A 12,002-nucleotide genomic window follows, 5' to 3' on the forward strand; every position below is an offset into this window, starting at 1 on the left:
CATGCTTGGTGCTCGATACCATGTCGCCTTAGTAGGGTTTGGCATGGTATCAAATCTCATCATTACCCCTGTTTCATTGGGTTTTAAGGTGGTGAATGAGTGTTTTTCTGAGCATGGTATTATTTTCCATGGAATCCCTAACTGCCATGTTGACCGATACCAAGCTGCGTAACCTCAAACCGAAAGAAAAACTCTACAAAGTGAACGACCGCGACGGTTTGTACGTGGCCGTCACTGCTGCCGGTTCCATCTCATTTCGCTACAACTACTCTATCAACGGCCGTCAGGAGACCATCACTTTCGGTCGCTATGGTGTGGGTGGCATCACACTTGCTGAAGCCAGAGAGCGCCTGGGAGAGGCTAAAAAGATGGTTTCAGCGGGTAAGTCACCTGCCAAAGAGAAAGCCCGTGCCAAGGCACGCACCAAAGGGGCAGAGACGTTTGATGCGTGGGCTGAGAAATGGCTGCGTGGGTATCAGATGGCTGACTCGACCCGTGACATGCGCCGATCTGTTTACGAGCGCGAGCTAAAGTCGCACTTCGGTAATCAGAAACTGGTGGAAATCAATCATGAGGATCTTCGAACTCTGACTGATGCAATCGTAGAGCGTGGAGCTCCAGCCACGGCCGTGCACTCCCGCGAGATTGTGATGCAGGTGTTCCGATGGGCGATTGAGCGTGGCCAGAAGGTAGAGAACCCGGCTGATCTGGTACGTCCTGCAAGCATCGCTAAATTCGAGCCACGTGACCGCGCTTTAGGGCCTGACGAAATCGCGTTGATGTATCAGTACTTGGACCGCATTGGCACCGCCTCCTCCGTGAGGGTGGCCGCTAAGCTGTTGTTGCTGACCATGGTTCGCAAAAGTGAGTTGACCAACGCTACCTGGAACGAGATCAATTTCAGCGAAGCCCTGTGGACCATTCCGAAAGAGCGGATGAAGCGCCGCAACCCCCATTTGGTGTTCTTATCTCAGCAGGCTTTGGATTTCTTCATTGCATTGAAGACGTTTGCCGGTGGTTCAGATTACGTCTTCCCCTCCCGGTACGATTCTGATTTGCCAATGAGCACCGCGACGATCAATCAGGTGCTGACGCTGACCTATCGGCTCGCGCAGAAAGAAGGGCAGCCGTTGAGTAAGTTCGGACCCCATGATTTGAGGCGCACAGCGAGCACGCTCCTGCATGAGGCCGGTTACAACTCAGATTGGATTGAGAAATGCCTGGCACACGAGCAGAAGGGCGTTCGGGCCGTCTACAACAAGGCTGAATACCGTGATCAGCGTCGGGCTATGTTGCAGGATTGGGCGGATATGATTGACGAGTGGACGCTAAAAAGACCACGAGCGAAGGTTTGATTTAAGAAGCCGATTCAGCTGCGTGAACTGTTATTGGTTGCGTATTTTGGTTGACACTAAAACGAGCTACTCATCGGATCTTTGCGGCCGACTCAGGCGAAACACCTCTGGGATTGAGGTAATGGCTTTGGATACTGCCTGGCGTTCAATACCCAGCCTGCGCGCAATCGCTGATTGATTGAAGTCAAACCGTTGGAGCATGAGTATTTGTTTTTTTCGGTCCGACAATCTCGAGTCCACCATGAGCCGCGCTAGGTTCCGTAACTCTGCTTCGTCTGCTAGCTTTAATGTTTGGCCAAGCATGTAGTTGTGTATGTAGCTGTCAACCAGCTCATCCCCTGATTTCGCTTGCGGAATACCTCGGGAGGCGCATTGCCGGCTGAGCCTAATTAATTCGAGGTCGAATTGCGCTACAGATCGTTTCGCTTTCCTGTAGGCGGGATTCCACTCGTCATCCGGCAACTTAGGGCGATGAGCTGCGCAGTAGAGGTTGCTGAGGCGCAGTTTCTCATCTACGCCTCGTTGGCCAACGTCGTCGACAGATTCGGCGAATGAGGCCAGCTCCGCGAGCGTGCCGCAAAATCTACAAAAAACTTTTAAGCGTTGACCATTCAAACCGCGAACATTTCGTTTCGCTGGTTGCTTACGCTTGCATGCCCATACCAGCTCTATCAGTGTTTCGAGTGTGGCGATAAATCGTTGGTCTCTCTTGGACTGCTCGTCTTCCGTTAGAACAAAAGCACGCAGCAATCGGCGCTGTACGCGGACCATTGCATCAGCACCAACCAATAGCATGATCTCACTGAACGCTACGCCTGTACCGGCTCCTGGTACGTGCCCAAGATAGCGCGATGGGAGTGTCGCCGTGTACGTAACTACAACGGGGTCGATGAGTTCTTCTACCAGTCGAGCGATAGGGTAACGCTTCGATGCTGCGGAGTAAGGCTCCCAGCAATCTCGAAATCGTCTGATGGCATCTGCGACGGTTGGGGCGCATCCCTTCCAAATAGCGATAGCTGATATATTTTCCATGTCAACCATTTTAGCCAATCATACCGTCGAAGCAAATGGCACATAGGGGCACGATCAGGCACTCATTCGCAAGTGATTGAACGAGGCCAAGACATGCAAACAACTACGAACAAGACTCTCATAAACCGCAAAAAGCTGCAGGCAATGATCCCGCTAGCTGAGCGCACTATTTACAACATGGAGCAGAGAGGAGAGTTCCCGCGTCGCATCGCACTCACCAGCCGAAATGTCGCCTGGGATTTGGCCGAGATCGAAGAATGGATTGAAGTGCGCAAGTCGTCAGGCACCCAAGCCCGCCGCCCCGGAATAGGGGCCTGAATTATGGCTATTGATTTACGGGCGGCTTTTGAAGATGAACCGCCTGTACTGGACTTTATATGGCCCGGCTTTCTCGCGGGAACGGTCGGAGCGCTTGTGGCTCCCGGAGCCACCGGAAAGAGTTTTTGGGCGTTGGAGGCCGCAATGTCCATTGCGTGCTCTGTTGCCGGTGGAGACCTTGTAGGGCTTGGCCCTAAGCGCACGGGACGTGTGGTCTATTTCGCCGGAGAAGACCCGGAAGTCGCGTTGGTGTGCCGCGTTCATGCCATAGGTCAGCACCTGAATCAGCAGGCTCGCGAGGCCATCGCGGAGAATCTAACTATCAAGCCCATCATGGGCAAGCTCATGAACGTGATGGATGACCAGCAACGTGCTGACGTAATCAAATTCTGCGACGGTGCCCGGCTGATTGTGCTGGATACCCTGAGTCGGATTCACGACCGGGACGAAAACAGTAACGGAGACATGGCGCGACTTGTCGCCACTCTTGAGCACGTCGCGGCCAGCACCGGTGCGTCAGTCCTATATCTGCACCATGTCAGCAAGGGAAGCGCCCGCGAAGGCCAGACCGATCAGCAGCAAGCAGCGCGTGGTGCGTCCGCTCTTATCGACAATGCCCGTTGGTGTGGTTTCGTGGCAAAGATGACAAAAGACGAGGCTGAGGGCCTCAGTGATCGTGCTTATGACAGGCACCCCATAGGGGACGACCGGAGAGGGTACTTTGTGCGCTTCGGTGTGTCGAAACAGAACTACGCTGCTACGCAGCTTGATCGTTGGTATTTGAGGCACGGCAGTGGCGTGTTGTTGCCAGTAGACCTGCTGGTAGCTAAACAGGATGGTGGAAAGGGGCGGCACCGTGAGCAAGCATGACTTGACCCACGCCCGCCACGACCCGGTGCATTGTCTGGCGCCGGGCCTGTTCCGTAGCCTCAAAAAAGGAGTACGAGAGCGTAAGCGCAGCAAGCTAGACGTGGTATATGACTACGGCAATGGTAAGCGTATCGAGTTCAGTGGACCGGAACCGCTGGGGGTCGACGATCTCCGTATTTTGCAAGGACTTGTGGCCATGGCCGGGCCTTATGGCCTTGTGCTGTCCCCCGACCCACAGACAGAAGGCGGTCGGCAGCTACGGCTATCCCTTGAGCCAAAGTGGGAAGCAGTCCAGCAGAATGCAATGGTGGTCAAAGGCAGTTATGGGGCGTTGGCCAGCGAAGTGGGCTATGCCAATAAAAACGATACCGAACGAGTACGCGATTGCATCGAGAGGCTCTGGAAAGTCTCCATCATTGCTCAAAACGGAAGTAAACGGCAGGGCTTTCGCCTGTTGTCCGAGTACGCCAGCGACGAGCAGGACGGCAAACTATACGTGGCATTGAACCCTCTGATTGCTCGCGCAATCACGGGCGGGCAATACATCCGCATAAACATGGATGAAGTGAGGGGGTTGCAGACCGATCCCGCCCGTTTGATCCATCAACGTCTATGTGGCTTTATTGACCTCGGCAAGTCGCGGCTGGTCGAGTTGGACACACTTTGTGGCTATGTTTGGCCAGACGAGACGACGAACCCAAATACTATCAAAAAGCGCCGTAAAACAGCACGCAAGGCGTTGGTCGAGTTGGTCGCTGTGGGTTGGAAGCTGGACGAATATGCCAAGGCTAAATGGGAAATCGGGCGTCCCAAGGGCCACGATAATGGCACCCGCCCCACGTTAACAGTACCCAGCTCCCAAGTTTTCAGTACCCAAACCCCACGTTAACGGCACCCGGCCAGTTTCTGAAAACCCAGCAGCGGTAGGCCTTTGCGGCCAGTTTGCGAATTCCATCCAAGATTCTCTAAGAATCTCCAACATGCGCGCTTCGCGCCGCGCCTTGAAGGCGCAGCGCATAGCTTGCTGCTCTTGGTCGGCCTACGGCCGTTGAACACCAAAAGGGAAGCGCACTTGCCGGGTCTCTGCATTGGCCTCGTGCGAGCAGTGAGACTGTTCGTCGAATACACAACATCAGCGCACCTGACAAATCGTGTCGTCAGTGCGTTCAGATTTACAACCAAAAAGAAAGGGTAGGGGCAATCGACCCCATGCGGCAGGTAAAGCAGCCGCAAATCCGGTCTTTGCCGCGTATTGCAGCCACTTCCGGGAGGTTGACATAAAAGTGTGGCCTGTTTGGCTTGTCGTCCAGTGCGCGACCCTTCAGAGCGTCTGAGTGTGTAATAGGCGGGGCCGACCACTGCTTTCCTTTTGGTGTCCACAAAAAAGCCCTGCATGTGCAGGGCTTGGATTTAACAGAGTTAGAGTTGAGGCTACTTTCTGTTGTTCGACATATCAGCACGCAACTGATCGAGCTGTGCAGCTTGTCGTTTACTGCCGAATAGAGGCAATCGGTTGTAGGATTGAGCCGCGCCTAATAGACCAACAGCCACAGGCAGGGCCAGCGGGCTGATCCGGGACTGCAACGCATAGTAATGCTTCCCGACAGCTTCCAGTTTTGCACCATGACCACGCGAGCGTAGCCAGCGGCCGAGGAGCTGCATACCAAAGGCGTAAGCAGTGGCAAACACACAAAAAAGGATAAGTTCGATCATTAGGGAAGCTCCGGTTTATTCGTGTCGTTTTTGGATTGATTAGGTACTGCCGCTGGCTCTTGAGCCGGGCGAATGATGTCAGACGTCTCGCTTGCTTCGATGCTGTTATCACTACCGCTACCAGAACCACTATCGACCTGGCTTTGATCACCACCAAATCCGCCACCCATGCTTGCCGCGCCTTCCATGCCGGGCACAGAGATAGCAGAAAGGATGCCAGTGCCTCGCGTTAGCGCGTTGGCCACCTGATGTCCGCTAATGGCGCTGCGACCCTCCTGCGCGTCGTCAGTGCGTTGTTGGGACGCTTGCGGGGTTGATTGCGAACGACCGCCGCCTGGAACCCCTTGTGGGGTCGCGGCGGCCTCGCCCTTGGGTTCGTCCACGTTGCGTTGCGCCGCTTTCCCGGCCTGTTTGGCCGCTTGCTGTACGCCTTGGCTTGACTGCGGAACTGGGCCGCTACCGCTAGGGCCACCAGAGGCGCTCCCCCCGACCTTGGCACCAGCCGATTTAGCGGCAGAACTGCCGCCAGTGCCAGAACCGACGCCCGCGCTACCAGCACCAGCGCTGACTGCGCCACCACCTGCACTGGCCGCACTTCCACCACCGGCAAAGCTGGAGTTGATCGATGCGGCAAGGCCACCACTACCGGATGCCGCACTTGCAACACTAGCACCACTCCCGGCAGCGCCGAGTACCCCTGCGGCTGCCGGAGCTGCTGCGCCTGCGGTCGCAATAGTGGCCACTGCGGCGGCTGCACCAGCCGAACCAGCCGCAGCCATACCACCGAGAGAGCTGCCGCCACCCATAGACGAGCCGTTAATCATGCCCGCTATCAAATCAGGGATGGTTTTGGTTAGGTAAGCGCAGATCAACGACAATCCAACCAAAGTCATCAGAGAAGCCTCATCATTGGTATAAGCAGCTTGCCACTTCTCAGCTACAGACAAAATCAGGCCAACTATCAGCGTCACTATGAATAACTTAGCACCCACAGAAACGGTGTAGCGAATAACGGCCAGCGCGTATTCCCGCGTCCATTGGGATGCGCCAAAGGCCATAAACAAAACAGAGGCATTAATAACAACATAAGCCTCAACCAAAGTCACAAAGACGAACGCCGCAATGAAGGAAAAAGACAGCAAAACAATGAGGGCGGCGAGCGCAACAACGATATTTAGTGACCCGTTAAAGATGCTTATTCCGCTCAGAATCGACCGCGAAAACTCGACCGCCATGGCAAACATGTCACCAGGCATTAGCTCAGAAGTTGGCAAGCTCGCTGCGTGTGCACCTGCTTGCCTGAAGCTATCAATAATGGTACCTGCCCACTCCGTTGAGTGGTCAAGCAGGATATTGAAAAAACCGATGATCATAAGGAAGCGGATCAATTCGCCGATTAGCTCGCTGAAATCCGCCTGCTTGAACACCAAAGGGACAAACGTCCATATAAATTGGATAAGGGCCAAACTCCAAAATACAGTTACGGCATAGCCATGAAGACGAGGCCCCCAGTCATTAGAGGCATTTTGTATTAACACTAAAAGTCCTGTCATTGACGTGTTGCTTTGCGCCAAATCAAGACCCGCAGCCATTGCGTTTCCAAAGGGCAGCAACAGTGATGCTAGAGCTACTGTGAAAATAGTTGTGCGTCTCATATTTAGAATCCCTGAGATGGGCCGCGAGTATTCGGGCGCTCCTGGAATTTTCGAGTGGCTGCATCAGATTGTTTAATTTTTTCAGCAACTGTTGCGCAATCACTCCCGGCAGAAACAACGTTGTTCAAGGCCGCGCCACTAATTCCCGATACAGTGATCAGTGCAGCCAGAAACCATTTTTGAATCATCATGTTTAGAACCCCTGAGACGGGCCGCGAGTGTTTGGGCGTGATTGGAATTGTTCAACAGCAGCATTATTTGTTGCCTGGCGCTCGGTTTCTTGAGCAATGTAGTTGCCTTGCAGGGTTATTTGGGTCGCGACCAAGTCACGTAGTTTTTGGAGCTGCTGCACGTTTGAAGCTGCAATCTCGTTCCCGGCTTGGATCGCCTGCATGCGACCAGCCGATGACTGCGAACGGTTCACCAGTTGTTCAAGGTGCGCATCTTCTGTCTCAAACGTGCTGATGTTCATGCCCGCTGCTTGCATCGCCGTCTTGGCGTTATCGAAGCCTTGCGCTGACCATTTTTCATAGCGATCCGGCATAACGTCCGTTGCCTTGCCGCTCGATTGGATGAACTTCTGTAAATACGTCTTATAGCCGGGAAACTGCGTGTTGAATTGCGAGTCTAGATTCTCCACATTGCGACCCAATGACTGAGCCCGATTGTAGATGCTGGCCACGCGCTGCATGTCTTGGGTGATCCTGCCAAACATGCTGTTCGGCAAAGAAACGCCCTGCGTGACCATGTTGTTGTATTGCTGGACTTGCGTCGAAAGCTGCTCTGCCGTGTTCAGCGCCGTGTTGACTGCTTCAGCGTACTCGAACATCTGTTGATAGAATGTAGAGCAGTTTGTGCAGTAGATAGCAAAGGCGTTCTGTTCGGTGAACATTAATGTAAAGGCTGTTAATAATAATCTCCATCCTTTTATCATTTTTTGTCTCCAGTGCTTACCTATCATAATGAATTAACGTGGTTGTTTGCAGTAACGAGCGACGTAACGTGTGAACTGCACATATCCAAAGCTAAATCGATCAATGTATTCCGCATAGATCCATGCAAGAGGGTAGCCGAGTAGTATTTTAGTTTCTAACTCCTTTCTGATCGAGAAGAACTCAGAGCGGCCAGCTCTTCTTTTTATAGGCTTTAGATCATTGTTTTGCATCGGCTTTCCTCCTGTTGATGCTGTTAGTTTTAGCATGGATAAAGGCATAGGAAAACACAGAATAACTAGGTAGAGAAAATTAATGAAACATAACGCGATTATATGCGGTTTAAGTAGATTTAAGTCGGATCTAAGCAATTCAATGCGGCTGTATGCGATTTATAGAAATTTAACTTGATTGAGGGGGGGGCGTGTTTTGAATCGCATTGAATCGCTTCCAACGGGGCGGCAAGATGTGTGTTGTAGGCCTACGCTGCTCCGCAGCTAGGGCCTCCACCACCTGCCTTACTCGCCTTCGCTTCGACGTATCTTGCTCTGCGAGGCCTACATCCGCTGCCGCGGATTGGAAAGAAAGAGTCCAACGAAGGCTTGTCGTAGCGGCGTCTATTGATAAAGATCAAATTTAATTCGTTGAATTATGGCTATTCATAGGCTAAACCATGCAAGGACGAATCCTGAGACCCAGATCTGGCGTATCTAGGTACATGACTGGACGTGATGGCTTTCCTATGGCACACGCTGAACGACGTGGTAAGCTGAACCAAGAGTTTTCAAAAAAACTGGATAAGCCGCTTGGAGGGATCCTATGCATTGCCACCGTACAGATCACGCCTGTCCTGAAGATAATGGCAACACTGCCGTTCACTGCGAAAAGCGGACGACCATCAAAAATCTACAATTCTCTCGTAGTGCTTATCTAAAACATTACTTCCTTTCAAAAGTGCCCTACTTGTCTTCAGGCGAAATTTTTTAATGAAGATAACTATGTGTGTTGATTATGACAACCTGAGTCCACTCCAAAAGTCGTCCGGGATTTTAGATGTTGTGCAAAAAACATTAATTCAAGCGTCTGGAATGTTCCCTCCAGGTATTGCAAGTTGTGAGGTGCGGCTTTACGGTGGTTGGTATGAAGGTGATGATCTGAGCGTTTTATCGCAACAGCTTTCGGTTAAAATTCAAAGTGAATTTCCAGCGGTATTACGCGTACCTAGTGAGCGAGGAGGCGTAGTAATATTCATGACAACAGCCGAGCTCGCTGTATCGCTGTTGGAAGAGCCAGGTCATCAGTTATTTAATACATATCGCAGAAAAGGCCGTCCGAGCAATATTCGCGTTGAGACACCCGCGTCTGTCGGTTGCAGTACTTCCACATGTCCATTGCCTTTAGCAAAAAAGCTTTTGCAAAAAGGGAGTTGCCCAACATTAGGGTGTGTGACCGGCGGTTCCTCTTTAGTATACAGGCATGAGCAAAAACTAGTTGATACGATGTTGACATGTGATCTTATATATCTTTCTGATCAGAAATATGACTTTCTCTTTATACTAAGTGCGGATGATGACTTTTTGCCACCAATTAGAACTTTGCTAATGAGAGGGGCGAAAATTATACGAGTGCATCCGAATATGAGTAATGCGTTGCTGCCCATAAAGGTTGGCGCTTCCACTCTTATTGAACTAGGAATACAATAATGCAGATTGATACATTTAAGTCTATTGTCGCAACTTTCGCAGATCCTGGTTCCGAAATAATTTTTGACCGTCATCGTATGATGTTTCCTATTAATGGAGATGTCGTTGATGCTGGTATTTCATCAAGGTTTGGTGATATCTATGTCGATGAGGGGGCGGGAGAAATTTCTGCTAGCAGGTGGATAGTAGAAAGGCTAGCTAAGTTGCAGCTTTTAAGTTCGCGTATTCTCGAGCAAATACCAAGTCACCCTAATTTTGTTTCACCTGCAGCAGATTTATTACCTACTTTAGAGTCGCGGCCTGATGGTCAGGCCTTTCATGTTGCGGATGCGCTTAATGAAGCCCTTAGCGCGCTGGATACGAAAAGTCCTTTAGAGACAACAGTTCTTTATGTCACAAGCGATGCAGGGGAAGGGAAAACATCACTTATTAATGCCGCTGCACGAAAGCAGGCAAAAGAGTTTTCTGAAGGACGAGCAAATTGGCTCCTAGTTCCAATTATACTCGGTGGCAGACATTTCCTGCGATTTGATGATATCACTGTAGGTGCTTTGCAAAACAAATATCGATTTCCATTTCTGTACTATAACTCATTTCTTGCTCTTGTCAGAATGGGAGTTATTGTTCCAGCGTTTGATGGTTTTGAAGAGATGTTCGTTGAGAATAGTTCTGGAGAAGCCCTCTCTGCTATGGGCATTCTAGTCGGCGCACTGAATTCTACTGGCGCTGTAGTGGTCGCTGCACGAAAAGCATACTTTGAATTCGAAAATTTGAGGTCACAAGAAAAACTCTACGATACAATTAGTAGCTACTCTGTAGGGTTTTCGAAGCTTGAGTTAAATAGATGGGAACAAACTCAATTTTTGCAATATTGCTCTAATCGTAACTTGAAGAACGCGGACGAGATTTATCAACGTGTCGCTGATCGGTTGGGGGCGGACCATTCTTTGTTGACACGCCCTGTTTTGGTTCGACGCTTGGTAGATATTGCACAGCAAAGTTCCTCGCTTGAAAATTTCATCGAGAAAATACACGCCTCTGGATCGGATTTCTTCTCTGTCTTCGTTCGAAGTATCATCGAACGTGAAGCAAATGAAAAGTGGATAGACAGATCTGGTGAAATGGGAGCCACTTTAATTACAGTGGAGGAACACTGTGAGCTTCTTTCATTAATTGCCGTAAATATGTGGGAAAGCCGAATCGAGTATTTGAAACAAGATCATCTCGATGTCGTTGCTGAGTACTTCTGTGAGTTAAAGCGTAAGTCATCTTTACAAGCTCAACAGGTTCGCGATCGAATTCGAGGACATGCGCTGCTTGTTGCCTCTTCTGACATAAGTTTAGCGATAGAATTTGATCATGATGAGTTTCGTCAATACTTTTTAGGCGACGGTCTTGCTCGTATCGTGCTACCCCTGAATAAGAGCGCAACCTCGGAAACTTTGAGTGTATTACGCAGAGGTATTTTGCCCGAAAACTCCCAGTTTGAATTTATTCGTAGTGTTAAGAGAGAGGGACAGGGCAAGATACTAGAGGTCGCTCAGTTTTTAGCCTCTATTAGTAAGCTTGATGGTCAGGCCTCCTACACGAAAGAAAACTGTGGGAATCTGGTGCTTAGATTGATTAGCGAGATTGATTCCAAGGGTCTCGTTTTAGAGGATATGGTTTTTGGGGTTGATTCTATACGGGATTGTAAGCTGGAAAATGTAATTTTTATTAATTGCTACTTTTCTCATAGTAGTTACGAGTTTACTGAAATTATCTCATGTCAGTTCGAAAGCTGTACGTTCGGTCAGTTGAGAATTTATATGTCTACTAAATTGCATAACAACTCTTTCGTGTCATGCGCTATCGATTCTATTCGTATTGAAGATTCTGCGCTTGAAATCTGGGAGCCAAATGCTATCCAGTTGTTCTTAGAAAAGCAAAACTCAAGTTTTAAAAACGGAGAGCCGGCTGAGGCAGTTGATGTTGAGTCGCTGTCTATGGATGAAAGACTTGTAAGTGTCGAAAAACTACTTCGATATTTCATGCGCAGTACCCATATTAGTGAGTCGGTAATTAAAATAAAGCTTGGCGATAGAGGGCAGACATTTATTGACTATACCTTGCCTGACCTGGTCTCTACAAAAGTTGTAGAGGAAATTGAAAATAGAGGATCTGGTCAGCAGCGACGATTTAAATTGGGTCGTCCATTGCAGTCTCTCAATACTCATCTTGCTGGAGCTCAAGGTTCTTATGAGAAATTCATCTCTGGATTCAATAAGTAATAGTCTCCGTTAAGCTATCTCATTGCTAGATGGAATCTGGGGGACGCCCGCTTTAGCCTAGGCGGGCGGGCCCTCTGGATCTCAGCGCCATGGGCTCGGGGAGTTGACATTGATAGGACGTCGCGCTGCATCGCATAGCCTTGATCTGCTCGCT

At 50.2% G+C, this 12,002-nt stretch carries 12 protein-coding genes; 6 read left to right on the plus strand and 6 right to left on the minus strand.

From position 1 onward, the window contains the following. The first annotated feature begins 146 nt into the window (after positions 1-146). Positions 147-1,355 (plus strand): tyrosine-type recombinase/integrase, encoded by a 1,209-nt coding sequence (locus ACU688_RS00255; RefSeq protein ID WP_448184008.1) that lies wholly within the window; start codon positions 147-149, stop codon positions 1,353-1,355. 66 nt (positions 1,356-1,421) lie between these two features. Here ACU688_RS00255 and ACU688_RS00260 read toward each other — a convergent pair whose 3' ends face one another. Further along, on the minus strand, positions 1,422-2,396 hold the full coding sequence (locus ACU688_RS00260; protein ID WP_448183252.1) for a LuxR family transcriptional regulator: 975 nt from the start codon (positions 2,394-2,396) through the stop codon (positions 1,422-1,424). Between the two features lie 84 nt (positions 2,397-2,480). On the opposite strand from ACU688_RS00260, the gene ACU688_RS00265 reads away from it, so the two are divergent. The 3 genes from ACU688_RS00265 to repC are packed head-to-tail and all read left to right on the plus strand — an operon-like array spanning position 2,481 to position 4,464. Continuing rightward, complete coding sequence (locus tag ACU688_RS00265; RefSeq protein ID WP_448183253.1) at positions 2,481-2,705, plus strand: helix-turn-helix transcriptional regulator; 225 nt, start codon at positions 2,481-2,483, stop codon at positions 2,703-2,705. 3 nt (positions 2,706-2,708) lie between these two features. Continuing rightward, positions 2,709-3,575, plus strand: a complete 867-nt coding sequence (locus tag ACU688_RS00270) for a helicase RepA family protein (protein ID WP_448183254.1) — start codon at positions 2,709-2,711, stop codon at positions 3,573-3,575. Then, a complete protein-coding gene (gene repC, locus ACU688_RS00275; RefSeq protein ID WP_448183255.1) occupies positions 3,562-4,464 on the plus strand; it encodes a replication protein C, IncQ-type in 903 nt (300 codons plus the stop codon). The genes ACU688_RS00270 and repC overlap by 14 nt, the downstream gene beginning before the upstream one ends. A gap of 542 nt (positions 4,465-5,006) precedes the next feature. On the opposite strand, the gene ACU688_RS00280 is transcribed toward repC, so the two are convergent. The 5 genes from ACU688_RS00280 to ACU688_RS00300 are packed head-to-tail and all read right to left on the minus strand — an operon-like array spanning position 5,007 to position 8,156. Then, the gene (locus ACU688_RS00280; protein ID WP_448183256.1) at positions 5,007-5,288 is read right to left on the minus strand and encodes a hypothetical protein; all 282 of its coding nucleotides are present in this window, start codon (positions 5,286-5,288) and stop codon (positions 5,007-5,009) included. Beyond that, complete coding sequence (gene trbL, locus ACU688_RS00285; protein ID WP_448183257.1) at positions 5,288-6,943, minus strand: P-type conjugative transfer protein TrbL; 1,656 nt, start codon at positions 6,941-6,943, stop codon at positions 5,288-5,290. Before trbL ends, ACU688_RS00280 begins: the two co-directional genes overlap by 1 nt. A gap of 2 nt (positions 6,944-6,945) precedes the next feature. Then, complete coding sequence (locus ACU688_RS00290) at positions 6,946-7,134, minus strand: hypothetical protein (protein ID WP_122763835.1); 189 nt, start codon at positions 7,132-7,134, stop codon at positions 6,946-6,948. A 2-nt stretch (positions 7,135-7,136) separates the two neighbouring features. Beyond that, positions 7,137-7,877 (minus strand): P-type conjugative transfer protein TrbJ, encoded by a 741-nt coding sequence (gene trbJ / locus ACU688_RS00295; protein ID WP_448183258.1) that lies wholly within the window; start codon positions 7,875-7,877, stop codon positions 7,137-7,139. Between the two features lie 33 nt (positions 7,878-7,910). Then, complete coding sequence (locus tag ACU688_RS00300) at positions 7,911-8,156, minus strand: TraK family protein (protein ID WP_448183259.1); 246 nt, start codon at positions 8,154-8,156, stop codon at positions 7,911-7,913. A 705-nt stretch (positions 8,157-8,861) separates the two neighbouring features. On the opposite strand from ACU688_RS00300, the gene ACU688_RS00305 reads away from it, so the two are divergent. Together ACU688_RS00305 and ACU688_RS00310 are read left to right on the plus strand one after the other, a co-directional pair. Beyond that, complete coding sequence (locus ACU688_RS00305; protein WP_448183260.1) at positions 8,862-9,578, plus strand: PIN domain-containing protein; 717 nt, start codon at positions 8,862-8,864, stop codon at positions 9,576-9,578. Continuing rightward, positions 9,578-11,848 (plus strand): NACHT domain-containing protein, encoded by a 2,271-nt coding sequence (locus ACU688_RS00310; protein ID WP_448183261.1) that lies wholly within the window; start codon positions 9,578-9,580, stop codon positions 11,846-11,848. Before ACU688_RS00305 ends, ACU688_RS00310 begins: the two co-directional genes overlap by 1 nt. The last annotated feature ends 154 nt before the right edge of the window (positions 11,849-12,002 follow it).

The sequence above is a fragment of the Pseudomonas acericola (SeqCode) genome (assembly GCF_053456465.1).